The sequence below is a fragment of the Pseudactinotalea suaedae genome, assembly GCF_009733815.1.
GTDB lineage: Bacteria > Actinomycetota > Actinomycetes > Actinomycetales > Beutenbergiaceae > Pseudactinotalea > Pseudactinotalea suaedae.
Map to the genome: position 1 here is coordinate 65,829 of NZ_WNXY01000012.1, position 23,354 is coordinate 89,182.

The 23,354-nt window shown below is 72.5% G+C and carries 21 protein-coding genes, 3 tRNA genes and 1 riboswitch; of the genes, 15 read left to right on the top strand and 9 right to left on the bottom strand.

Translation table 11 applies throughout. From position 1 onward, the window contains the following. Positions 1 to 11 precede the first annotated feature (11 nt). The 3 genes from GPA04_RS18570 (at position 12) to GPA04_RS18580 (ending at position 4,439) form a co-directional block, all read left to right on the top strand. Entirely contained in the window at positions 12 to 1,619 is a 1,608-nt protein-coding gene (locus tag GPA04_RS18570) for a glucoamylase family protein (protein ID WP_241680914.1), read from the top strand. 113 nt (positions 1,620 to 1,732) lie between these two features. Further along, complete coding sequence (locus GPA04_RS18575) at positions 1,733 to 2,410, top strand: TetR/AcrR family transcriptional regulator (RefSeq protein WP_156225712.1); 678 nt, start codon at positions 1,733 to 1,735, stop codon at positions 2,408 to 2,410. Next, on the top strand, positions 2,388 to 4,439 hold the full coding sequence (locus GPA04_RS18580) for an AAA family ATPase (protein ID WP_156225713.1): 2,052 nt from the start codon (positions 2,388 to 2,390) through the stop codon (positions 4,437 to 4,439). Before GPA04_RS18575 ends, GPA04_RS18580 begins: the two co-directional genes overlap by 23 nt. 2 nt (positions 4,440 to 4,441) lie before the next feature. Here the strand turns inward: GPA04_RS18580 and GPA04_RS21550 are convergent, their stop codons facing one another. The 3 genes from GPA04_RS21550 to GPA04_RS18595 form a co-directional block, all read right to left on the bottom strand. After that, on the bottom strand, positions 4,442 to 6,787 hold the full coding sequence (locus GPA04_RS21550; RefSeq protein ID WP_156225714.1) for an N-acetylmuramic acid 6-phosphate etherase: 2,346 nt from the start codon (positions 6,785 to 6,787) through the stop codon (positions 4,442 to 4,444). Positions 6,788 to 6,863: 76 nt separating this feature from the next. After that, positions 6,864 to 7,610, bottom strand: a complete 747-nt coding sequence (locus tag GPA04_RS18590; RefSeq protein WP_156225715.1) for an SDR family oxidoreductase — start codon at positions 7,608 to 7,610, stop codon at positions 6,864 to 6,866. Further along, positions 7,607 to 8,068: an acyl-CoA thioesterase gene (locus GPA04_RS18595; protein ID WP_156225716.1), complete on the bottom strand. Its 462-nt coding sequence runs from the start codon at positions 8,066 to 8,068 to the stop codon at positions 7,607 to 7,609. The genes GPA04_RS18590 and GPA04_RS18595 overlap by 4 nt, the downstream gene beginning before the upstream one ends. Positions 8,069 to 8,250: 182 nt before the next feature. Here GPA04_RS18595 and GPA04_RS18600 point away from each other — a divergent pair, with 182 nt between their 5' ends. From GPA04_RS18600 to ribH, 5 genes are all read left to right on the top strand, one after another. Beyond that, positions 8,251 to 9,135 (top strand): aldo/keto reductase, encoded by an 885-nt coding sequence (locus GPA04_RS18600; protein ID WP_156225717.1) that lies wholly within the window; start codon positions 8,251 to 8,253, stop codon positions 9,133 to 9,135. A gap of 133 nt (positions 9,136 to 9,268) precedes the next feature. After that, positions 9,269 to 9,398, top strand: a riboswitch (FMN riboswitch). A gap of 4 nt (positions 9,399 to 9,402) precedes the next feature. After that, positions 9,403 to 10,518, top strand: a complete 1,116-nt coding sequence (ribD, locus tag GPA04_RS18605) for a bifunctional diaminohydroxyphosphoribosylaminopyrimidine deaminase/5-amino-6-(5-phosphoribosylamino)uracil reductase RibD (protein ID WP_241680915.1) — start codon at positions 9,403 to 9,405, stop codon at positions 10,516 to 10,518. Further along, positions 10,519 to 11,139 (top strand): riboflavin synthase, encoded by a 621-nt coding sequence (locus GPA04_RS18610; protein ID WP_156225718.1) that lies wholly within the window; start codon positions 10,519 to 10,521, stop codon positions 11,137 to 11,139. Beyond that, a complete protein-coding gene (locus GPA04_RS18615) occupies positions 11,136 to 12,362 on the top strand; it encodes a bifunctional 3,4-dihydroxy-2-butanone-4-phosphate synthase/GTP cyclohydrolase II (RefSeq protein WP_156225719.1) in 1,227 nt (408 codons plus the stop codon). The genes GPA04_RS18610 and GPA04_RS18615 overlap by 4 nt, the downstream gene beginning before the upstream one ends. 1 nt (position 12,363) lies before the next feature. Continuing rightward, positions 12,364 to 12,852, top strand: coding sequence for a 6,7-dimethyl-8-ribityllumazine synthase (gene ribH, locus GPA04_RS18620; protein WP_156225720.1), 489 nt, complete (start codon positions 12,364 to 12,366; stop codon positions 12,850 to 12,852). On the opposite strand, the gene ettA is transcribed toward ribH, so the two are convergent. From ettA to GPA04_RS18640, 4 genes are all read right to left on the bottom strand, one after another. Further along, positions 12,839 to 14,521 carry an energy-dependent translational throttle protein EttA gene (gene ettA, locus GPA04_RS18625; protein ID WP_156225721.1) on the bottom strand — a complete coding sequence of 561 codons (1,683 nt, stop codon included), beginning with the start codon at positions 14,519 to 14,521 and terminating at the stop codon, positions 12,839 to 12,841. The genes ribH and ettA overlap by 14 nt on opposite strands. Before the next feature lie 173 nt (positions 14,522 to 14,694). Further along, complete coding sequence (locus tag GPA04_RS18630; protein WP_156225722.1) at positions 14,695 to 15,201, bottom strand: single-stranded DNA-binding protein; 507 nt, start codon at positions 15,199 to 15,201, stop codon at positions 14,695 to 14,697. A gap of 156 nt (positions 15,202 to 15,357) precedes the next feature. Beyond that, positions 15,358 to 16,812 carry a GTP-binding protein gene (locus GPA04_RS18635; RefSeq protein ID WP_156225723.1) on the bottom strand — a complete coding sequence of 485 codons (1,455 nt, stop codon included), beginning with the start codon at positions 16,810 to 16,812 and terminating at the stop codon, positions 15,358 to 15,360. Beyond that, complete coding sequence (locus GPA04_RS18640; protein WP_156225724.1) at positions 16,809 to 18,431, bottom strand: P-loop NTPase family protein; 1,623 nt, start codon at positions 18,429 to 18,431, stop codon at positions 16,809 to 16,811. Before GPA04_RS18640 ends, GPA04_RS18635 begins: the two co-directional genes overlap by 4 nt. A gap of 107 nt (positions 18,432 to 18,538) precedes the next feature. Between GPA04_RS18640 and GPA04_RS18645 the strand changes: the two genes are divergently transcribed. Beyond that, positions 18,539 to 18,611 (top strand) — tRNA-Arg (locus GPA04_RS18645). Positions 18,612 to 18,763: 152 nt separating this feature from the next. On the opposite strand, the gene GPA04_RS18650 is transcribed toward GPA04_RS18645, so the two are convergent. Next, positions 18,764 to 19,711 carry a TIGR03619 family F420-dependent LLM class oxidoreductase gene (locus tag GPA04_RS18650; RefSeq protein ID WP_206674280.1) on the bottom strand — a complete coding sequence of 316 codons (948 nt, stop codon included), beginning with the start codon at positions 19,709 to 19,711 and terminating at the stop codon, positions 18,764 to 18,766. Between GPA04_RS18650 and GPA04_RS18655 the strand changes: the two genes are divergently transcribed. The 3 genes from GPA04_RS18655 (at position 19,710) to GPA04_RS18665 (ending at position 21,320) form a co-directional block, all read left to right on the top strand. Then, complete coding sequence (locus tag GPA04_RS18655; RefSeq protein ID WP_156225816.1) at positions 19,710 to 20,471, top strand: HAD-IIA family hydrolase; 762 nt, start codon at positions 19,710 to 19,712, stop codon at positions 20,469 to 20,471. The genes GPA04_RS18650 and GPA04_RS18655 overlap by 2 nt on opposite strands. Before the next feature lie 37 nt (positions 20,472 to 20,508). After that, a complete protein-coding gene (gene orn / locus GPA04_RS18660; RefSeq protein WP_156225725.1) occupies positions 20,509 to 21,159 on the top strand; it encodes an oligoribonuclease in 651 nt (216 codons plus the stop codon). Positions 21,160 to 21,244: 85 nt separating this feature from the next. Then, positions 21,245 to 21,320 (top strand) — tRNA-His (locus tag GPA04_RS18665). 79 nt (positions 21,321 to 21,399) lie between these two features. Here GPA04_RS18665 and GPA04_RS18670 read toward each other — a convergent pair. Further along, positions 21,400 to 22,350: an ATP-grasp domain-containing protein gene (locus tag GPA04_RS18670; RefSeq protein ID WP_156225726.1), complete on the bottom strand. Its 951-nt coding sequence runs from the start codon at positions 22,348 to 22,350 to the stop codon at positions 21,400 to 21,402. Between the two features lie 66 nt (positions 22,351 to 22,416). On the opposite strand from GPA04_RS18670, the gene GPA04_RS18675 reads away from it, so the two are divergent. The 3 genes from GPA04_RS18675 (at position 22,417) to GPA04_RS18685 (ending at position 23,352) form a co-directional block, all read left to right on the top strand. Continuing rightward, the gene (locus tag GPA04_RS18675) at positions 22,417 to 22,758 is read left to right on the top strand and encodes an ArsR/SmtB family transcription factor (RefSeq protein WP_156225727.1); all 342 of its coding nucleotides are present in this window, start codon (positions 22,417 to 22,419) and stop codon (positions 22,756 to 22,758) included. Then, positions 22,755 to 23,192 (top strand): SRPBCC family protein, encoded by a 438-nt coding sequence (locus tag GPA04_RS18680; RefSeq protein ID WP_156225728.1) that lies wholly within the window; start codon positions 22,755 to 22,757, stop codon positions 23,190 to 23,192. Before GPA04_RS18675 ends, GPA04_RS18680 begins: the two co-directional genes overlap by 4 nt. Positions 23,193 to 23,276: 84 nt before the next feature. After that, positions 23,277 to 23,352, top strand: a tRNA-Lys gene (locus tag GPA04_RS18685). Positions 23,353 to 23,354 lie beyond the last annotated feature (2 nt).

Consider the following 23,354-nt stretch of genomic DNA (forward strand, 5'->3'; position numbering starts at 1 on the left):
AGGAGACCTCGATGATGATGTCCCGTACCGCGATCACCCGCCGTGCCCTGCTCGGCACGGCAGCCGCCGCGGCCGCGAGCGCGGCCGCCACCACCCCGGCGGCCGCGACCCCGGGCCGGCCCAGTGCGGGTCCCGCCGCCGGCCGCGGGCCGCACCGGCCGTTCGACGAGGCCCGGGTGCGGCGCTGGGCAGCCGACACCTGGACCAGCATGCTCGCGATGACCGACGAGGAGACCGGGCTGCCGGCCGACAACATCGCCGCCGACCTCGCCGCGGAGGGCCGCAGCGGGTACACCTCGCCGACGAACATCGGAGGGCTGCTGTGGTCCGCCGTCGTCGCGCGCGAGCTCGGGCTGCTCTCGAACCGCGACACGAAGAACCTGTGCCGACGCACGCTCTCGACCCTGCTGGAGGTGGAGCGGCACGAGCACAGCGGCATGTTCTTCAACTGGTACGACGAGGCCACCGGTGCGGCGTTGCGCGCGTGGCCGGGCAGCGGGGACGTGATCCACCCGTTCTGCTCCAGCGTGGACAACGCGTGGCTCGGCACGGCGCTGCGGGTGGTGGGCGAGGCGGTGCCCTCCGCGGGTCGGCTGGCCGACCAGCTGTTCCGGTCGATGCGCTGGGACGCGTTCTACAACCCCGGCACCGACCCCGCGCACCCGAGCGTTCGCCCCGGCGGCCTGATGCACGGCGGGTTCTTCCCGTTCGAGCACGACCGACCCGACGGGGTCTACCAGGGCACCCACGTGGGTGGCGATCCCGTGTGGCTGACCACGCACCACTACGACACGATCGTGTCCGAGACGCGCATGACCTCCTACCTGGGCATCCTCACCGGCCAGGTCCCCGCGCAGCACTACTACGCCGCCTGGCGGACCTTTCCCGCCAGCTGTGACTGGAGCTGGCAGGAGTCGCAGCCGGTCGGCGAGACCCGGACCTACCTGGGGATCGAGGTCTACGAGGGTGCGTACTCCTACCGGGGCATGCGGGTCGTCCCGGGCTGGGGCGGGTCGATGTTCGAGGAGCTGATGCCCGACGTCTTCGTCCCGGAGTCGCGATGGGGCCCGCGTAGCTGGGGCAGGAACCACCCGCTGCACGTGCGGGCTCAGCGCGAGCACGGTCTCGAGCAGGCCGGCTACGGCTACTGGGGCTTCAGCCCCAGCAGCGACCCGTTCGGTGGCTACCGCGAGTACGGCGTCGACCAGCTCGGTCTCTCGGCTGAGGGCTACTGCTCGGACCGGGAGTCGACCAACGTCGACGTCGGCTTCGGCGACTGCCGCGAGGCCACCAACCCCGACCCCACCTTCGGCGACGGGGTCGTGACACCGCACGCGTCGTTCCTGGCGATGGCGTACGAGCCGGAGCACAGCTTCCGCAACCTCGCCGGCATCGAGGACGAGCTGGAGGCCTACGGTCCCGGCGGGTTCCACGACGCGGTCGCGGTCTCCGGAACCCGGGCCGAGCGCCATCTCTCCCTCGACCAGGCGATGATCATGGGTGCCGTCGGCAACGTCCTCGAGCGCGACGTGCTGCGCCGTGCTTTCGGCACCCGCCGGGCCTCCTCGGCGCTGCGCCCGCTGCTGGGCCGTGAGGTCTTCGGCGCCGGGATCGGCTGAGTCCGCCGGCCGGGCGGCATCTCCGACGCCGGGTCGTCGGCGGCCCCGCCCCCACCGGGGCGCACGCTAGGTTGGCGGGGCCGCCGACTCTTCCGACACCGATGGAGGCAGCCATGGCCGATCCCGCTGACGCGCCGCCGGACGCGCCGCCGCGCCGCGACCGACGGCTGGTCCGCGGCGAGATCCGCCGCGACAAGATCCTCGCCATCGCCGTGGAGGTGTTCGGCACGCAGGGTTTCCGTGGTGGCTCCTTGCGGGAGATCGCACAGCGGGTGGGGATCTCCGAGGCCGGGCTGCTCCACCACTTCGGCAGCAAGGCCGGCCTGCTCGCGGCCGTGCTCGCCGAGCGCGACCGCATCGACGCCGAACGGCGCGTCGAGGCCGAGGCGGCCGGCACGAGCCTGGTCGACGGGATGCGGGCACTGGTCCGACGCAACGCCGCGACGCCGGGCCTGGTCGGGCTGCACGTGATCGTGTCCGCCGAGGCCACCGAGCCGGGCCACCCGGCGCACGAGCTGTACCGCGAGCGCTACCGCGGGCTGCGGGCGCAGGACCGGGAGGGCTTCCGGGCGCTCGTCGAGAAGGGGCTGCTGCGCCAGGACATCGACCCCGACAAGATCGGCCTGATCTGCTCGGCGGTGATGGACGGGCTGCAGCTGCAGTGGCTGCTCGACCCGGAGAACGTCGACCTGCCGGACCTGTTCGACCACTTCCTGTCGTTGCTCGAGGGTGGCGCCGCCCCCGTCGCTGCAGGGGATACTGACGCCCGTGGTGCGACTGACCCTTCCTGACGACCTCACGCTGCTGCAGTCCGGGACGCCGTTCCTCGACGTGCTGGGTCCCCTCGCACCCTGGGAGGTCCCGGACGGGTGGTGGCAGCGGCTGCGCGCCGGGGTGCGGGAGATCGCCGAGACCGAGCTGACCCCGGTCCGTGAGACGTGGGACGCCTACCAGGACCGCACGCGCACCTCGGTGCACTTCGCCTTCCTCATGGCGCAGGGCCTCGCCGGCTGGTGCCCGGTGTTCACCGGCCCCAGCTCCCGGTTCCCGTGGGAGGTCGTGGACGACTACCTCAAGCCCGGCAAGCAGCTCAACCCGAACAGCACGTACCGGTACCGCGGCGAACGGACCGACTGGCCCACGTGGCTGCTCAGCTGGGCCGGCAACGACCCCGCGCGGCGCGAGCAGGCGCTCGAGGCCTCCATCCGCACGCTGCGCCTGTTCGACGGCGTGCCACCGCTCGCCGCCCGGCACGACGCGCTGCTGTCGCTGTACGAACGCGTCCGCACCGAGCCCGAGCTCCGGCGCACGCACCTGGAGGGCGACTACCAGCAGGCGATCGTCAGCCACTGGCGCAACGGGCTCGACCCCGAGGTGTACTCGGTGCTGCCGGAGCTCGGTGGCTGGATCGACGCCGTCGCCTGGTCCTTCGAGGGGCTGCAGGCGGCGCACCGGGCGATGGAGAGCGTGATCAGCCGCCCGCTGCCGCTGGCCGAGCTGCTCGCCACGTTCCTGCTCGCGGGGAACCGCGACGGCGTGCCCGCGCTGCTGACGACCGTCATCGGCCTCGAGCTGTCCGAGGCGACCACCGCGGCCATGGACCGGCTGCGGGCCGGGTTCGACACCGGTGACGCCGAGGCGCGGCTGCGGGAGTGGGTGGCGCGCGGCCTGCTCGCCGGCGAGATCCACCTGTGCCGCACGTGGACCGCGCTGGCCAACGACGTCTCGTGCGGCGTCGCGGGCCTTCCTGGTGCACCGAGATTCGTCAAGGCCGTCAGCCTCATGCCCTTCATCGAGGACATCGAGGAGATGTACACCGTGCGGGTCACCCGCAACCCGTACGCGGCCACGATCGCGGCGCGCACGCCACCGAGCTCGCTCCCGACCGACGGCACGGTCTCGCCGCACCCGGTCGCGGTCTCGCTGACCTCGGGCGGTGAGGACGACGGTGAGGCGCCCCTCGAGGACGACCCCGCGGTCGAGATCGGCGACCCCCAGGGCGACCTCGACAGGCTGATCGGCCTGGAGCCCGTGAAGGAGCAGGTGCGTCGGCTGGCCGCCGAGGCGCGCGCCGACGTGCTCCGCCTCCAGGCGGGCATGCCCAACCCCGGCCGGTCGAGGCACCTGGTGTTCACGGGCAACCCCGGCACGGCGAAGACCACCGTCGCGCGGATCCTCGCCCGCCTGTACGCCCAGCTGGGCACGCTCGAGCACGGCCACCTGGTCGAGGTCAGCCGAGCCGAGCTGGTCGGCGAGTACATCGGTCAGACGGCGCCGAAGGTGCGCAAGGCCTTCGAGCGCGCGGCCGGCGGCGTGCTGTTCATCGACGAGGCCTACGCCCTGGTCCCCCGCGACAACGCGCGCGACTTCGGGCAGGAGGCCGTCGCCACGCTCATCAAGCTGATGGAGGACCGCCGCGACGAGGTGGTGGTGATCGTGGCCGGCTACCCGGCCGAGATGACGCGATTCCTGGAGTCCAACCCCGGCGTCGCGTCACGGTTCCCCAAGACCATCCAGTTCGACGACTACGACGACGACGAGCTGTGGCGGATCTTCCAGCTGATCACGAGCCAGGCCGGCTACCACCTGGCCGACGGCGTCGAGACAGCCGTGCGGCGCATCTACCCACGGCCGCGGCCGGCCACGTTCGGCAACGGACGGTTCGTGCGGAACCTGTTCGAGGAGGCCACGATGCTGCAGGCGCAGCGGATCATCACGCTCGCGAGCCCCACGCACGACGACATCAGGACGTTGCTGCCGCAGGACGTGCCCGCGCTCACGCCGCAGACGACCGAGCGAGCGCCGGGCATGTACTTGTGAGCTCAGCCGGCCGGCCGCCTGGCGTGGGCGATCGCTGACCGCACGCCGCCGGGGTCGCCGGAGCGCGTGGGATCCGGCGGGTTCAGCGCGATGGCCGCCCGGGCGGCGTCGGCGGGCACGTCGGCGGCGAGCATCACGAGCGCCGTCCGCACGTCGCCGGCCTCGTTCAGGGCGGTGGCCGCGTCCTCGGTGCTCGCCCCGGTGCCCTGCACGAGCATCCGCACGCACCGGGCACGGAGCTTGTCGTTGGTGGGTGCGACGTCGATCATCAGGTTGCCGTACGTCTTGCCCAGGCGCACCATCACCGCCGTCGAGAACGCGTTGATCGCCATCTTGGTCGCGGTCCCGGCCTTCATGCGGGTGGAACCGGTGACGACCTCCGGGCCCGAGTCGATCAGCACGGCCACGTCGACCGCAGCGGCCAGGGTCGCGTGCGGGTTGGTGGAGATCAGCCCGGTCGCGGCTCCGGCAGCGCGTGCCGCGGCCAGCGCCCCGCCCACGTAGGGCGTCCGACCGCTCGCGGCGACCCCGATGACGAGGTCGTGCGGTCCCACGCCGGCGACCGCCTCGGCTCCGGCAGCCTCGTCGTCCTCGGCACCCTCGACGGCGCGCAGCATCGCTCGCTCACCACCGGCGAGGTGGGCGACGAAGCCCTCGGTCCCCACGCCGTAGGTCGGCAGCAGCTCGGCGGCGTCGAGCGCCCCGAGCCGCCCGGACGTGCCGGCACCCACGTAGTGGACCCGACCACCGTTCGCGAGCGCGGCGACTCCTGCGTCGACCAGGCGCGCGAGCGCCGCCGAGGTGGCGGCGACCGCCGCGGCGACCGTGGCGTCCTCGGCCAGCACGGCCGCGACCAGGCCGGCCGAGTCGAGCGTGTCGAGCTCGGTCGTGCGCGGGTTGCGCTCCTCGGTGGGCGCGCGCAACCCGATCAGCCCCTGCCAGGCCGGACCGTCGCCGTCGGGCGAGCACAGGCGCGCGGCCTCGGCGGCGCTCGCCCGGCCGCCGCCGTTGACGACCACGAGGTTCGGGGCCTCGGGCGCTGCGCCCGGGAATCCGACGTGGATGACGACGGCGTCCGGTCGCCGTGCGAGCAGCTCGCTCACCTCCGGCGTGGCGTCCTTGGTGAGGACCGCCACCCGGTGCTCGCTGGGCTCACCCGGCACGAGCCCCAGCCGGTCGGTCAGCAGCGCCGGTGCGATGCCGTGCGTGCTGCTCGCGGCGTACACGGCGCGGAAGCGGAGGTCGAGGAGACCGTCGCCGGGCCGGAGCGCGACGTCGCCGCGACGGCTCGCAGCGCGGCGGGTGAGCTCGGCGCCGACGTGCTCGAGGTGCTCGAGCGCGGCGTCGATGCCGCCGCTCCGGCTGCGGCCGCGCCGCAGCCCTGCGGCACGTGCGCCCGCCTCGTCCAGGCGTGCGCGCGGCAGCCGGTCGGTCTGGACGGCGGCGACGACGCTGGCCACCACGTGCCCGAACGCGGCCTCGTCGATGTGCACGGGCGAGCCGAGGCAGAGCAGGTCCGCACCGGCGAGCAGGGCGAGCACGGCCGCCTCGCCGATGTCACCCCCGGCGCGGTCGAGCACCGCGCCCATGTCGAGGGCGTCGGTGACCAGGGCACCGGTGAATCCCGCGGCGCGCAGCAGGGCCGGGACCGCGGGGTCCAGCGACGTGAGCCCGTCCGAGACGGCGGGCACGAGGAGGTGGGCGAGCATGATGGCGTCCACCTCGGCGGCGATCGCCGCCCGGAACGGGACGAGCTCGCGGCTGTGCAGGGTCGCCTGGTCGACGTCGAGCACAGGGACGCCGAGGTGAGAGTCGACCGCGGTGTCGCCGTGGCCGGGTGCGTGCTTCGCGCACGCAGCGACCCCCGCCTCGTGGAGGCCGCGGATGAAGGCGGCACCGTGCCGGGCGACCACCTGCGGGTCGGCGTCGATCGCCCGTGCCGCGAGCATGACGTTCTCGGGGTTGGAGGCGACGTCGACCACGGGCGAGAGCGCCAGATCGATGTCGCAGGCGGCCAGCAGCCCTCCCAGCGCGAGCCCGACCTCCCGGGTGGCGGCGACGTCGTCGAGCACTCCCAGCGCGGACGCCCCGGGGAGGCTGGAGCCGGTGGCGGCCTCGAGTCGGGTGACGTCACCACCCTCCTCGTCGATCGCGACGACCAGGTCGGGATGGGCGGTGCGCAGCTCGGCGACGAGGTGGGCGGCGGTCGTCGGGTCGGGCGTGTTCTGGGCGAACAGGCAGATCCCGCCGAGACCCTCGGCGTCGCGGACCCAGTCCGGCATGGTGGTGCCGTCGAAAGCGGCGAGGAGGACGCCGTGCACGGCGCGGCGGAGGTCGGGCTCGATCACAGGGTCAGTCAACACGCCCTGGCCGCCATCCTCGGGATCCGGCGTGCCGGAGCTCGCCGGGACTCCTCCCGCGCCCTCAGCGGCCGAGCGCGGCCGCCTGCTCGGCGGCGTACTCGGCGAACGTGCGTCGGCCGTACCCCGGCAGGCCCGTGGTGTGGTGCCCGGCGCGGAAACCTGCGCCCAGGGCGCCGGGCACGCGGACCGGCAGCATGCGGCGCCGGGTGCCGTGGGCGCGCTGCCACTGCCGCGCTGCCTCCATCACGGTGAGGACCATGGGGCCACCGATGTCCTCCGTGCGGCCCAGGGGTGGGCCGGCCACGATCTCGACGAGCCGCTCGGCGACGTCCTCGACCGCGATCGGCTGCACCGGCAGCTCGGGGACCAGCAGCACCGGGAGCCGGCGCTGCGGCCGCAGGAAACCGGCGACGAAGTCGTGGAACTGCGTCGCGCGCAGGATCGTCAGGGGCAGGTCGGAGGCGATGAAGGCCTGCTCGCTGGCCACCTTGTCGCGGTAGTAGAAGTACGGGATGTCGTCGACGCCGACGATCGAGACGAAGACCACGTGCTCCACACCGGCACGCTCGGCCGCATCGATGAGGACCTCGGTCTGGCCGATGTCACGGAACCGGGTGGTGGCGCAGTGCACCACGGTCGCCACGCCGTCGAGCGCCCGGTCCAGGCCCTCACCGGTGCTGAGGTTCCCGACCGCGCGGCCCTCCCCCGGCCTGCGGCTCAGCGCCGTGACGGCGTGACCCTGCGAGCGCAGCGCGGCCATCGTGGGCCTGCCGAGCGTGCCGGTCCCGCCGGTGACGAGGATGCTCATCGGCGTCGGAACTCCAGCGGCGTGTCGAGCAGCGGCTCGAGCGCGGCACGCTCCTCGGTGGAGAGCTTGCGGGGGCGGCCCGTGGCGGCCTCGACCATGACGATCGAGGTCGCGGCGATCGCGCACCTCACGTCGTCGGGCGAGAACACCTCGTAGTTGACCTCGAGGCTGGCGCCGCCGACCTTGGAGACCCACAGGTCCACCCGCACGGGGCGCTGGCTGAACGGCAGCGGCGCGAGGTACTCCACCTCTTGGCGGGCGACCAGCGTGAAGTGCTCCGCCGTCGGGCCGCCCGAGAGGGTCTGGGTGGGGCTGGCGGAGCCGTCCGGGAGGTCGGCGTTCCAGAACGTCGCGATGCGGGCCTCCTCCAGGAGCGTGAGCATCGCGGCGTTGTTGACGTGCCCGTAGCCGTCGATGTCCGACCACCGGATCTGGATCGGGATGCTGACCCTGGCCACATGTCCTCCTCGCCTCGTCCAGGGTGCTCGTGACACCTCGGGAGTCCGACGCTACCGCTACGGCCCGCACCCGCCCTGCCGACCCTGCGGGCCCACCCCCACCCGCCCCTGCCGACCCTGCCGGCTCGAGATCGGCGGCGGACCCGCCCGCAACCCGCGCCGCACCCTTTAAGGTCGAACGTATGCGCACACGAACCATCGGTAACGCCAGTGTCGGCACGGACGAGGTCGGAGCGATCGGGCTCGGCCTGATGACCTTCGACCAGACAGGCCTGCAGCCGCGCGAGCAGCTGGCCGGCACGGTCCGCGCCGCGCTCGACGCCGGCGTGAACCTGTTCGACACCGCTGACGCCTACGGCCCCGGTGAGCTCCTCGGTGCCGACGCCCAGGGCGAGAACGAGAAGTTGATCGCCTCGCTGCTCGACGAGCTCGGCGTGCGCGACCAGGTCAAGCTCGCCACCAAGGGCGGCTGCCTTCGCACCGACGGCGGCGGCTGGGCACGCGACAGCTCCCCCGAGCACCTGCACGGGGCCGTCGATGCCAGCCTGCAGCGGCTCGGCGTGGACCAGATCTGGCTGTGGCAGCACCACCGCCCCGATGACACGCGCGACTACCAGGACACCATCGGCATCCTCCGTGAGATCGCCGACTCGGGGAAGGTCCGCGCGATCGGGCTGTCCAACGTGGACCCCGACCAGATCCGCGCCGCGCACGCGGTCCTCGGTGACCACCTCGTCAGCGTGCAGAACCAGTTCTCGCCCGCGTTCCGGTCGAGCGAGCCCGAGATCGACGTGTGCAACGAGCTCGGCCTCGCGTTCCTGCCGTGGAGCCCGCTCGGTGGCCTGGGCAGCGCGAAGGACCTCGCCGAGAAGCACCCCGCCTTCGCCGAGATCGCGACCGAGCGGGGAGTCAGCCCGCAGCAGGTCGCACTCGCCTGGGAGCTCGCGAAGGCACCGGTCGTGATCCCGATCCCCGGGGCCAAGCGAGCTGCCTCGATCACCGACTCCGCCGCGGCCGCCGAGCTCGAGCTCACCGCCGAGGAGATCGCCCGCCTCGACGCCGACTGACGGCGCACGGCAGGGATGCCCGCCCCGCCGCCGTCCGCCAGTTCCACCAGTTCCGCAGCGCTCAGAACGTGGGCACCGGCGGCTGAACGGGCGGCCCGTGGGGGACGGTGTGCAACGATGGCGGGACAAGAGCTTGCGTGCTCTGGGGTCGGTGAAACTCCGAACCGGCGGTGAAAGTCCGCGACCCGATCGCAGCCAGTGATCGGTTGACCAGGTGGAACTCCTGGACCGACGGTCAAAGTCCGGATGGGAAGTGCACGCAGATGAGTGATCGGTGTCCGCGCAGCGCGCGGGCACCTCGCCGCAGCCACCCCGGAGCCGAGCCAGGCGACGGGAGGGATGACGATGGCGGACCGGCAGGAACGCGCTGCGATGCTGCGAGCGCTCGATCTTGCTCAGTCGCCCGGCGTCCCGTCGCACCCCAACCCGCGCGTCGGGTGCGTGCTGCTGGGACCGAGCGGGGAGATCGTCGGTGCCGGCTACCACCGTGGCGCCGGGACAGCGCACGCGGAGGTCGTGGCGATCGCCGCGGCCGGCGCCCGTGCTCGCGGTGCGACCGCCGTGGTCACCCTGGAGCCGTGCGACCACTTCGGCCGTACGCCGCCGTGCACCCGAGCGCTGCTGCAGGCGGGTGTGCGCCGCGTGGTCGTCGCCCAGCGCGACCCTCACCCGCGTGCCGCCGGCGGGCTGGAGCGACTGGCCGCAGCCGGGGTCGTCGTCGAGGCAGGGCTGCTGGTCGAGGAGGCCATCGCTCTCAACTCGCGATGGACGTTCGCCCATACCCGGCGCCGGCCGTTCGTCACCTGGAAGCTCGCGACCACGCTCGACGGCCGCAGCGCCGCGGCCGACGGCAGCTCGCGATGGGTCACCTCCCGCGCAGCCCGTGACGACGTCCATCGTCTGCGCGCGCACTGCGACACGATCCTCGTCGGCACCGGAACCGTCCAGATCGACGACCCCCACCTCACGGTCCGGCACGGGTTCGCCGCGGCAGGTCTCCCGCCGCTGCGCGCCGTGATGGGAACCAGGCCCCTGGCAGCGGAGCGCCGCGTCCACGACGGCGCCGCAGCGACCGTGCGCCTCCGCACCCGCAGCCCCCACGAGGCGCTGGAGGCGCTCTACCGCGAGCACGACCGCCACCACGTGCTGCTCGAGGGCGGGCCCACGCTCGCAGCCTCGTTCCTGCGCGCCGGGCTCGTCGACGAGGTGGTCGCCTACGTGGCGCCGGCGCTGCTGGGCGCCGGCCGGGCCGCCGTCGGCGATCTCGGGATCGGCTCGATCGGCGACGCGCTGCGGCTGCGCCCCACCGACGTCACCGTCATCGGCTCCGGCGACGACACCACCATCCGCATCACCAGCGCTCCCATCGAGAAGGAGAGATAGATGTTCACCGGCATCATCGAAGAGCTCGGCCGCGTGCGCGCGGTCGACGACAGCGGCGGCGACGCCCTCCGCATCACCATCGAGGCGAGCACCACGCTGGCGGACGCCGCGCTCGGGGACTCGATCGCCGTCGACGGCTGCTGCCTCACGATCGCCTTCCGTGAGGCGACCACCTGGACCGCCGAGGTCATGGGCACCACGCTCGCCGCCACGACGCTCGGTGGGCGCCGAGCGGGCGACCTCGTCAACCTGGAACGCGCCGTCACCGCACAGCAGCGGCTGGGTGGGCACATCGTGCAGGGCCACGTCGACGGCGTCGGCACGCTCCTGGATCGCCGCAGCGAGGAGCGCTGGGACCTGGTCGTCATCGGCCTCCCTGCCGACGGCGCGCTGGACCGCTACCTCGTCGACAAGGGCTCGATCGCGGTCGACGGCGTCTCCCTGACCGTCGTGAGCGTGGCCGAGGGCCGCGTCACGATCGGCCTCATCCCCGAGACCCTCGCGCGAACGACGCTGGGCCGCCGACGCGTCGGCGACCGCGTCAACCTCGAGGTCGACGTGCTGGCCAAGCATGTCGAACGGCTGCTGTCCTGGCGCCAGACGGCGGAGCTCGCCCCGTGATCGACGAGGTGCGTCTGGACTCCGTCGAGCGGGCGGTCGCCGACATCGCCGCCGGCCGGGCGGTGGTGGTCGCCGACGACGCCGACCGCGAGAACGAGGGCGACATCGTGTTCGCGGCCTCGGCCGCCACGCCCGAGCTGATGGCCTGGACGATCCGGTACACCAGCGGCATCGTCTGCGTGCCGATGTCCGGCGCCGCGCTCGACCGCCTCCGGATCGCTGCGATGGTCACCCGCAACCAGGACCCGATGCGCACGGCGTACGCGGTGTCGGTCGATGCACGCGAGGGCGTCACCACCGGGATCAGCGCCGCCGACCGAGCACGCACCGCTCGGCTGCTCGCCGACCCCGGCATCCGCCCCGGTGACCTGACGCAGCCGGGTCACGTGCTCCCGCTGCGGTACCGCGACGGCGGTGTGCTGGTGCGGCGCGGCCACACCGAGGCGGCGGTCGACCTCGCCCGGCTGGCGGGGCGCACGCCGGCCGGGGTGCTGGCCGAGGTCGTCAACGACGACGGCACCATGACCCGCGGGCCGCAGCTGCGGCGCTTCGCCGACGAGCACGGCGTGGCGCTGATCTCGATCGCACAGCTGGTGAGCCACCGCAGACGTACCGAGGTGCTGGTCGAGCGGGTCGCGAGCACCAGGCTCCCGACCCGGCACGGCGACTTCACCGCCGTCGGCTACCGGGACGTGCTCGACGGCAGCGAGCACGTCGCGCTCGTCCGCGGACCGCTCGCGGATCTGGCCACCGCAGAGCCGGTGCTGGCCCGGGTGCACTCGGAGTGCCTCACGGGTGAGGCGTTCGGCAGCGGCCGGTGCGACTGCGGCCCGCAGCTCGATGATGCCCTGGCCCGTCTGGCGCGGGCCGGGCGCGGGGTCGTCGTGTATCTGCGGGGGCACGAGGGCCGCGGCATCGGGCTCGGTGCGAAGCTGGCGGCCTACGCGCTGCAGGACGGCGGGCACGACACGGTCGACGCCAACCTCGCGCTGGGGCTGCCCGCCGACGCGCGTGACTACGGCGCGGCTGCGCAGATCCTGCGCGAGCTCGGCGTCACGGCGGTGCGCCTGATGACCAACAACCCCGCCAAGGTGCGCTCGCTGACCAGCGACGGTGTCGCCGTCGAGCGGGTGCCGTCGGCCCCGCGCGTGACCGACCACAACACCGGCTACCTGGTCACCAAGCGTGACCGGATGGGCCACGACCTGACAGGGGTGATCTGACATGAGCGGGGACGGCGCGCCTGCGTTCCAGCCGACCGGTTCCGGTGATCTGCGCGTCGCTGTCGTCGCCGCGAGCTGGCACACCCGAGTGATGGACGGCTTGCTCGCAGGCGCCCGGCGGGCACTGCGCGAGCACGACATCGGCGCACCGACCGTGGTCCGCGTGCCGGGCAGCTTCGAGCTGCCGGTGGTCGCGGCGGCGCTGGCGGCGGCCGGGCACGAGGCGATCGTGGCCCTGGGCGTCGTGATCCGCGGCGGCACACCGCACTTCGACTACGTCTGCCGGGCGGCGACCGATGGCCTGGCGCGTGTCGCGCTGGACCACCGGGTCGCCGTCGGCTTCGGTCTGCTCACCTGTGACGACGAGCGGCAGGCACTGGCTCGCGCCGGGCTGCCGGACTCGACCGAGGACAAGGGTCACGAGGCCGCGACGGCCGCCGTCCTCACCGCCCGCACGCTGCGGGCGGCGCCAGACCTCAGTCCCGCGTGAGCTTGCGGTAGGTGACCCGGTGCGGCCGGGCCGCATCGGCACCGAGGCGCTCGAGCTTGTTCTCCTCGTAGGCGGCGAAGTTGCCCTCGAACCAGTACCAGTTCGCGGGGTCCTCCTCGGTGCCCTCGTACGCGAGCATGTGCGTGGCGACGCGGTCGAGGAACCACCGGTCGTGGGAGACCACGACGGCGCAGCCCGGGAAGTTGAGCAGGGCGTTCTCGAGGGAGCCGAGGGTCTCGACGTCCAGGTCGTTGGTGGGCTCGTCCAGCAGCAGCAGGTTGCCGCCCTGCTTGAGGGTCAGCGCGAGGTTGAGACGGTTGCGCTCACCACCTGAGAGCACTCCGGCCGGCTTCTGCTGGTCGGGACCCTTGAACCCGAACTGCGACACGTACGCGCGCGAGGGGATCTCGACGTTGCCGACCTGGATGAAGTCCAAGCCGTCCGAGACGACCTCCCACAGCGACTTCTTCGGGTCGATGTTCTCCCGGCCCTGGTCGACGTAGGAGATGTTGACGGTCTCCCCGATCTTGAGGTCACCGCCGTCGAGCGGCTCCAGACCCACGATCGTCTTGAACAGGGTGGTCTTACCCACACCGTTCGGGCCGATGACGCCGACGATGCCGTTGCGCGGCAGCGTGAAGGACAGGTTGTCGATGAGGAGCCGCTCCCCGAAGCCCTTGCGGAGGTCGTTGGCCTCGATGACCACCGAGCCCAGGCGCGGGCCTGGCGGGATCTGGATCTCCTCGAAGTCCAGCTTCCTGGTGCGGTCCGCCTCGGCAGCCATCTCCTCGTACCGGGCCAGACGCGCCTTGGACTTGGTCTGGCGACCCTTCGCGTTGGAGCGCACCCACTCGAGCTCGTCCTTCAGGCGCTTCGCGAGCTTGGCGTCCTTGCGGCCCTGGACCTGCAGACGCTCCTGCTTCTTCTCCAGGTAGGTGGAGTAGTTGCCCTCGTAGGGGTACAGGCGACCGCGGTCGACCTCGGCGATCCAGCCGGCGACGTGGTCGAGGAAGTACCGGTCGTGCGTGACGGCGATGACGGCGCCCGGGTACTTCGACAGGTGCTGCTCGAGCCAGTCCACGCTCTCGGCGTCCAGGTGGTTGGTCGGCTCGTCGAGCAGCAGCAGGTCGGGCTTCTCCAGCAGCAGCTTGCACAGCGCGACGCGGCGGCGCTCACCACCGGAGAGGTTGGTGACCATCTCCTCGCCGGGCGGGCAGCGGAGCGCATCCATGGCCTGCTCGAGCTGGGAGTCCAGGTCCCACGCGTCGGCGTCGTCGATGTCGGCCTGCAGCTTGCCCATCTCGTCGAGCAGCGCGTCGTAGTCGGCGTCCGGGTTGGCCATCTCCTCGCCGATGGCGTTGAACCGGTCGATCTTGTCCTTGATCGCGCGGACGCCGTCCTCGACGTTGCCGAGCACCGTCTTGGACTCGTCCAGCGGCGGCTCCTGCAGCAGGATGCCGACCGAGTACCCGGGCGAGAGGCGTGCCTCACCGTTGGAGGGCTGCTCGAGGCCGGCCATGATCTTGAGGATCGTCGACTTGCCGGCGCCGTTGGGGCCGAGCATGCCGATCTTCGCCCCGGGCAGGAACGACATCGTGACGTCGTCAAGGATCACCTTGTCGCCGTGCGCCTTGCGCGCGCGGACCATCGAGTAGATGTACTCGGCCACAGTTCTCCTCAAGTCTTGTGAAGTGCGATTCCAGCCACCAACCTTACGGCGCCCGACGGCGCCGCCCTCGCGGCTGTGGGGGTTTCGCCTGTCAGCGCAAGACCGAGGGACGCCACCGGCCTCGGCGGGACCCTGCCACGCCTCCGCCGAGGCCGGCTCGCGAACGCTCGCGCTCAGGCGTTCGCGAGCTCGGGGATGTCCTCCTCCTCGACATCGTCCTCGATCTCCTCGTCGCCCTCCTCGCGGTCGCGGATGTCGTCGGTGATCTCCGACATCGCGCTCAGGTCGACCGGAGGCGGCTCCACGACCTGCCCGGCCTCGTTGCGCTGCACCTTCGTCACGCGCGCGACCGCGGAGTGCAGGTCGGGGCCGAACGCGTTCGCGTGGATCACCGCGGTCCGGAACGTGACGCTCTGCTCGTTGGTGTACTCGTCGATGTAGAGCGGCCCCTGCACGATCACCGCATCGCCCTTGCGCAGGCTCTCCGCGGCGTTCCTCGCGAAGTCACCCCACAGCTTGACCTCGTACCAGGACGTCTGGCCGTCGGTCCACCCCTCCGGGGTGCGGATCCGGCGGTTGGTCGCCACCCGCACCCGCAGCCACGGCTTGTTCGCCGCCGACATCTGCAGCTCGGGGTTGTGGCCCAGCCGGCCCCGCACGGTCACCTCTGTCTCGCCCATCTCTCCCACTCCTCCTGCTGACCGGCCGGTCGGCGACCGGCCGCCCGGCTCCGTGCCGGAGCGCCCAGGTTGGCTCGGCGGCGGCTCGGCCCGCTCGGGCAGCCTTGGGGTGCTGTGGACGACGGTGCATCGGCGTGCACCTGTGGACAACCTGGGCTACGGGCCCGCGACGCCTGTCCGCACGGCCTCGTGGTCGGCGAGCACCGCCGCCACCGGTTGGTGGAGGTCGGCGACGACGACGGCGGTCACGGCCTCCGCGACCTCGCGCCGGTACCGGTCGGCGCGTTCGGCGGCGGTCCGGCGACGCAGGGACCGTGCGGTCAGCACGAGGGCGGCGCCGATGATCGCGAGCAGCACACCACCGGAGGCGACGCCGATCCCGAGGGGCGTGCTCTGCGTCAGCAAGATCGCGCCCGCGACGGCCAGCACCGCGCCGAGCACGAGAGCCACGACGCCCAGCAGTCGCCGGCGCGCGGCGACCTGGTCGCGCGCCGGTGGCTGCGCCACACCCTCCAGCGCAGCCCAGGCGTGCTCGAAGAAGTCGCCGGCGGAGGCCACCGCCCCGACGACGGCGGTGCGCCAGCGCCCCGGCAGCCCGGTCGTGACGCCGGCGAGCCAGGACTCGCGGATCGCGTCGATGCGGGAGCGGGCCGGGCGCTGCACGCCGCTGAGCGCGACCGGCGTCGGGCTCTCGACCGCCGACCGGAGCGCGGCGGCCACGGCCGGGACGCCTGCGGCCTCCGCGAGCGCTCCCGCCGTGACGTCGGGCGCGGGGAGCTCGGGCTCGCGCTCGCCCAGCCCGTCGGCGATGCGGCGCGAGACGGCGGCGATCTCGTCGCGTGCGGTCCGTGCGGCGATCGACTCGGAGCGCAGCACCCGGCTGAGGTGCTGGCGGACGTCCGGGACGCCCTCACCGGTGCGTGCCGAGGCGAGGATCACGGGGACGTCGGCGATGCCGTCCTCCGCGAGGAGCCTGCCGACGTCGCCACGCACCGCCTCCTTGCCGGCTGCGGTCAGGGTGTCGACCTGGTTGACGACGACGACCATCGCCTCGTGCCGGTTCTGCAGCTCCCGCAGGTAGCCCTCGTGCAGGGCGTTGTCGGCGTACTTCTGCGGGTCGACCACCCAGATCAGCAGGTCGATGAGCGGCAGCAGCCGGTTCACCAGCTCGGCGTGACCGGTCGCCACGGAGTCGTGGTCGGGAAGGTCGAGCAGCACCAGCCCGTGCAGGTCGGCCTCGTCCGTGCCGGTCAGCGCCGACTCCCGCAGGATCCGGCGCTCCTTGGCGACCTGGAGGAAGTCGAGCAGCTTGTCGGCCGCGGGTCCCCACACGCACGCGGCGGCCTGGGAGGTCGTGGGCCGGATGACGCCGACGTCGGCGAACGCCAGCCTGGTCAGCGAGTTGAACATCGACGACTTGCCGGACCCGGTGCCGCCGACGAGCGCCACCACCGAGTGGTCGACGCCGAGCTCGAGCCGCTCCAGCACCCGGTCGAGGTCGGTCCGTGCCCGGTCCAGCAGCGCCGGCTCGAAGCGGTCGCCTCCGCGATCCAGCGCACCCCTGATCTGCTCGACCCTGGCCCGCAGCTCGGGGCCCACCTCCTGCGTCACGCGTACTCCCGCAGCTCGCTCGCCCGCAGCCGCAGCCTGGTGGCAGCGTCCGCGGGATCGATGTCCATCCGGTCCAGGGCGGCGGTGAACTCGTCAGCCTCGGCGACCACGGCGGCCGCGGCCCAGTCGGCCAGGTCGCCGCGCAGCGCGGTGACGGTCGCGGCGCCGGTGTCACCGGAGAGCCGCTGGACCGCGCGCACCGCGCCGTCGACCCCCACGGCTGCGACCTCGACGAGGTGCCCGAGCTCGATGCCCGACAGCGGTTCGGAGGCGGTGAGGTCGACGGTGCGCTCACCGGCGACGGAGTCCCACTCGCGGAACAGCACGTCGAGCCGGTCGACGCGCGCGGACGCGCTCCGCTCGGCGGGCACCGCGGCCGCGAGCTGACGACCGGCGGCCGTCTCGGCGAGACCGGCGCGGATCGCACGCTCGGCGGAGGCGCAGGCGTCGGTGAGCACGGTGCGCAGCTCGCCGAGGCTGACCTCGCGCAGACGCTGCAGCGCGTCGGCCCGACCCGTCGAGGACCTGCGGTAGCGGCGTCGCTGGATCCAGCCCCGGGGTGGTGCCACCAGCGACGACAGCGCGCCGCCGGAGCTCGCGCCCGCCAGCCAGGCGGTGGTGGGGGCACCGGTCGCCGCCGAGCCGGTCTGCACATCCGCCCGAGCCTGGGCAGCTGCGGCGCGCGTGGCTGCCTGGACGGCGCCCTGCAGCGAGAGCGTGGTGCGGCGCTGGGAGTCGAGGTTCGCGGCCAGCAGCTGCACGTCCTCACGCAACGCGGGCCAGGCACCTCGCACGGTGCGGGCGATCACGCTGCGGGACTGGGCACCCGCGCCGAGCACGCCGAGGAAGGCCGCCAGCGGTTGCACCTTGTCCGCGGGCAGCGGCCCGTCGATCGGTCCGACGTCGGGGATCACGAAGAACGGCACCGACGTCAGTCCCTGCTCCTGCAGGCGTGCGAACAGGTCGTTGCGCACCTCGTTGAGTCCGGCCCGGTCCACCCGGTTGAGCACGACGGCGATCGAGATGCCTCGCTCGACGGCGTCCCGCAGGCGCTGCCAGGGCAGGGCGTCGCCGTACCGGGAGCCGGTGGTGACGAACACCCACATGTCCGCCATCTCCACGAGCTGGTCGGCCAGCTCGCGGTTGGCGGCGTGGACCGAGTCGAGGTCGGGCGCGTCGATGAGCGCGAGGCCGCGCTTGGTGCCCTCGTGGGTGACGCGGGTGGCGATGTCGAGGACCGGGTGGCCGTCGAGGAGCTCGGCGTCCTTGGGGTGGACCACCAGGACCGGCTCGCGGGTGGTGGGTCGCAGCACGCCGGCAGGCGAGACGTTCGCGCTGACGATCGAGTTCACGATGGTCGACTTGCCCGCACCCGTGGAACCACCCAGCACCACGATCGCCGGTGCGGAGACCTCCCGCAGCCGCGGCAGCAGGTGGTTGCTCACCTGCAGCGCCACGCGGTGGCGGCGAGCGCGCGCCTCTTCGGCGTCCGGCGTGTCCAGCTCCAGCCGGGCCTCGTCGAGGCTGCGCAGCAGGTCTTCGACGACCTCGACCATCGGGGTGGCGGGCGGCGTCGCTGGCGCGCTCGCGGGCGCGTCGTCGTCCGGTCGCGGGGTCACGCCCCTAGCCTGCCGGTTTCTGGCTCCTGAGACCAATGCGCGCGCCGTCGCGGTCACCTTCTCCCCGTACGCTTGCCCGGTGCGATCCCGCGCGGGTCGCTGCCGATGCCCTCGTAGCTCAACGGATAGAGCAACAGCCTTCTAAGCTGTCGGTTGCAGGTTCGAGTCCTGCCGGGGGCGCGAGGAGCTCGCGACGAGCGCCCCGGCGGGACGACGGGAGCCGGAGCGCGGCCGCGACGAAGGAGCGGCCGCCGACGGCGGCCCTGCCGGGGGCGGACCCGCTGCAAGCCCCTGCCCCGCGGCCCGCCGGCACGCACGGACACCTCTGCCCCTCACTCCCCCGCAACCGCCTCACCCAGCGCTGCCATCCGGTCGCGCGCACGCTCGTGGCCCCCGACGTGCACGGCGACGCTCGCGGCACCGGCCTGGCGATACCTGCGTACCTCGTCGGCTACCTGCTCGACCGGTGCCTCGTCGTCCCATCCGATCCGGAGGGTGGCGGCGACCGCACGCCCCTCGGCCAGGTCGGCGAGCATGCGAGCCCGGTCGGCGAAGTGGTCGGGACTGCTCGGTATCCCCTGCCAGATGTCCGCGTAGCGGGCGGCACGCCGGAGCGCGGCGTCGCTGTTGCCGCCGACCATGACCGGGACCGGCGTGTCCGTCCGCGGGGCGAACACGCCCTGGTCGTAGGAGAACCGGCGGCCGCGGTAGGGGGCCTTTCCCCCGGTGAGCAGGTGCGTCATCACCGCGAGCGCGTCATCGGTGACTGCTCCCCTGCTCCCGTGGTCGGCGCCGAGGGCCTCGAACTCCGGTTCGCTCCAACCCACTCCGACCCCCAGGATCATGCGCCCCGCCGACAGCTGCTGCAGGGTGGCGACCTGCTTCGCGAGCACGAACGGGTTGCGCAGCGGTGCGACGAGCACCGACGTGCCGAACCGCAGGCGTTCGGTCACCGCCGTCAGGTGGCCGATCGTCACCAGCGGTTCGTAGACGCCGCCGAAGGTCGCTCCGAACTCGCCGGGCGGCAGCACGTGGTCGGGCAACCACGCCGTGGTGTAGCCGAGCTCCTCGGCGGCCCGCGCCAGCTCGACCAAGCTGGTCACGGGCATCGACGGCGACTCGTCGGGCAGCACGACCTCGAGATCCATACCGAGGCCGAACCACGCGACCCCGGAGCGCATTCCCTCGATGCGCCAGGACCGCTCACCGCCGTCCGACCGGACCTGAGACGATGTGCCCGTGACCACCACGCGCCCTGTCGAGACCTGGCTGACGGACATGGATGGCGTCCTCGTGCACGAGGAGGACCCGATCCCGGGTGCCGCCGAGTTCATCACGGCGCTGCTCGAGCGGCAGGCGAAGTTCCTGGTGCTGACGAACAACTCGATCTACACCGCGCGTGACCTCTCGGTGCGGCTGCGCCGCGGCGGCATCCCCGTCCCTGAGGACGCGATCTGGACCTCGGCGATGGCGACCGCCAAGTTCCTCGACGACCAGCGGCCCGGTGGCAGCGCGTTCGTGCTCGGTGAGGCGGGGCTGGCCACCGCGCTGCACGACGTCGGGTACGTGATGACCGAGCGTGAACCCGACTACGTGGTGCTCGGCGAGACCCGCACCTACTCCTTCGAGGCGATCACCAAGGCGATCCGCCTCATCGAGCGCGGCGCCCGGTTCATCGCGACGAACCCGGACGCCACCGGACCGAGCCTGGCCGGCACGTTGCCGGCCACCGGCAGCGTCGCGGCGCTCATCAGCACCGCGACGGGGCGCCAGCCCTACTACGTGGGAAAGCCGAACCCGCTGATGATGCGGTCGGCGCTGAACCGGTTGGAGGCGCACTCCGAGACCACGGTGATGATCGGGGACCGCATGGACACCGACGTCATCAGCGGGCTCGAGGCGGGGCTGCGCACGGTCCTGGTCAAGACAGGCTCCACCCAGCCGCACCAGATCGAGACGTTCCCCTACCGCCCCACCCGCGTGGTCGACTCGATCGCCGATCTCGTCCCGCTCGCCGCGGACCCCGCAGCGACCGCCTGAGGAGCCCCGGCGCCCCGGGCGCTGCGGCTCGTCGCGGATGACTACCCTGGCACGCGTGAGTGCAACGGATGCGATCGTCTGGGTCGACTGCGAGATGACCGGGCTCGACCTGACGAAAGACGCGTTGGTGGAGATCGCCGTCGTCGTCACCGACTCCCAGCTCAAGCCCCTGGGGCCGGGGATCGACCTGGTGATCGCGCCGCCGCCGGGGGTCGTCGAGACGATGCTCCCCGTGGTCCAGGAGATGCACACCGCCTCCGGTCTCATCGACGAGCTCGCCAGCGGCATCTCGCTCCAGGACGCCCAGCAGCAGGCGCTGGACTACGTCCGCCAGTACGTGCCGGAGCCGCGCAAGGCTCCGCTCGCGGGCAACTCGGTCGGTACCGACAAGACCTTCCTCGACCGCGACATGCCGGACTTCATGGCGCACCTGCACTACCGGATCATCGACGTGTCCTCGATCAAGGAGCTCGCCCGCCGCTGGTACCCGCGGGCGTACTTCGCCTCGCCCAAGAAGGCCGGGGGGCACCGCGCGCTCGCCGACATCCTCGAGAGCATCGACGAGCTGCGCTACTACCGGGCGGTGCTGTTCCCCGCCGATCCCGGTCCGGACACCGCGAGCGCGCGGCGCGTCGCAGCCGACGTGCTGGCCTCCCCGACGGTGCTGGCCCCGCCCGCTCCGGCGTGACGTCGGCCACGTACCGAGGGGGCTGAACGGGTGGTTACACTAGGTGCTCGCTGCTGACCCACGGTAACGTGGGGACGCAGGCGTGGTGGGTATAGCTCAGCTGGTAGAGCGCCGCCTTGTGGTGGCGGATGTCGCGGGTTCGAGTCCCGTTACTCACCCCAGGACGAACGAGGCTCGGACGTCGGACAGGTTGCCCTGGCCGGCCTCCGAGCCTCGTTCGCGTCGTGCCCGCCGGCGGGATCAGGCCATCTCGATGTTGTGGGTGTCGGGCCCCATCCGGACCTCGGCGAGGATCGCGTCGGCGAACCGCTCCAGCGAACCGGTCGCCAGCGAGTAGAACAGCGACGGCTCCACGAGCTCGAGCTCCATCAGCACGGGTGTTCCGGACCTCGGCGTGACCAGGTCGACGCGCGCGCACAGCAGCGGGCGGCTCGAGGGGTTCCGGCCGGGGATGCGGGCGCGCGCGAACGCGAGAATGTTCTGGGCGGCGGCGATCTCGGCCTCGGTGGCCTGGTGCGGGGACATGCTCTCGGGGCGGTAGAGCCCGTCGACGACGGCATCGTCGGCCGGTGCCAGCATCGCGTCCTTGTGCACCGCGTGCGAGAAGGTGCCGTGCAGGAAGATCAACGCCGACTCCCCCACCGAGTCGACCTCGGGGATGTAGCGCTGCACCATGACCGAGCGCCCCTCGCTCAGCAGCCGCTCGGCGTGCTCGATGGCGTAGCGGCGCGAGTCGGCGTCGGTGGCGGTGTAGCGGCCGGTGTCCTTGGAGCCGGCTGACACCGCCGGCTTGATGACGAAGTCCTCACGTGCCGGGAACCGGTTGTGGAGCGCGCGCTTGTCGAAGTTGCGCTCGGGCTCCAGCCAGGTGGTCTCGACGACGTCGAGGCCGTGCTCGGCCAGTCGCTGCAGGTAGTGCTTGTCGGAGTTCCAACGGACCACGTTCGGCGGGTTGACCAGCCGTGGCACCGAGCTCGCCCACGCCAGGAACTCGGCGTAGTTCTCGGTGTAGTCCCAGGTCGAGCGCAGCACGGCGATGTCGAAGCCGCTCCAGTCGACGTCCGGGTCGTTCCAGACCTCGGCGCTCGCCTCGGCACCACGCTGCCGCAGCGCGTCGAGCAGCGGCTGGTCCTCAGGTTCGAGGTCGGGCAGGTCGGCGCAGGTCACCAGGGCGATACGTGGCGTGGACACATCCGAACCGTACCGGCCAGCGCGAAACCTCACCGATTGGTTAAGTGTTCTGCTAGCGTCGTCGCCATGCCCACCAGCACGCTCGACGCGGCCGCCGCGGCCATCGCGAGCGAGCCACGGCGGCGGATCATCGAGAGGCTCGTCGACGGCCCTGCCTCGGTGACCGAGCTCGCCGCACTGCTGGGGATCAGCGTCCCCGCGGCGCTCAAGCACATAGACCGACTGGTCGACGGAGGTCTGGCCAGGCGGGTCAAGCACGGCCGGGTGGTCACGGTGACCCTCGTGCCCGGCAGCCTGCACGGGCTGATCGAGTGGGCCACGCGCACCCGGCTGTTCTGGACGAACCACCTCGCGGCGTACGCGGCGCACCTCGGCGCCGACGACCGACCTGACAGGAGCGAACCATGACCGAGACCACCACGATCACGATCACGCGCCAGGTACCGGTCGACCCGGAGCGTGCGTACGCGGCCTGGCTCGACGTCGCCGAGCTCGCGCAGTGGTGGTGGCCGCAGTGGCCCGACACGACCTACGAGCTCGACCCGCGGGAAGGGGGCGCGTACCGGATCTTCAGCGCCGCCGTCGGCGTGGGGGTCGAGGGCAGGTTCACCACGGTGGACCGACCGCGGACGCTCGTGATGACCTGGACCTGGATCGATGACGACACCGAGGCCGACGCCACGGCCGTGGTCGACACGGTGGACGTGCGGTTCACCCCGAACGCCGAGGGCACCGAGGTCACGGTGCGCCACACCTCGACCGAGCAGCTCGCGGGCGGCGGGTTCGAGCAGGGCTGGAACGACGTCATGGACCGCCTCCCCGGACATCTCGCCGCCCGGTAGCGCGGCCGCGTGCGAGTGTGTGCACGACCACTCCACGTGCATGCTGCAGGGCCGCCGAGGTGCGCTAAACTTGTCCGTCGGCGAGCACCTCTAGCTCAATTGGCAGAGCAAGTGACTCTTAATCACTGGGTTCTGGGTTCGAGTCCCAGGGGGTGTACCAAC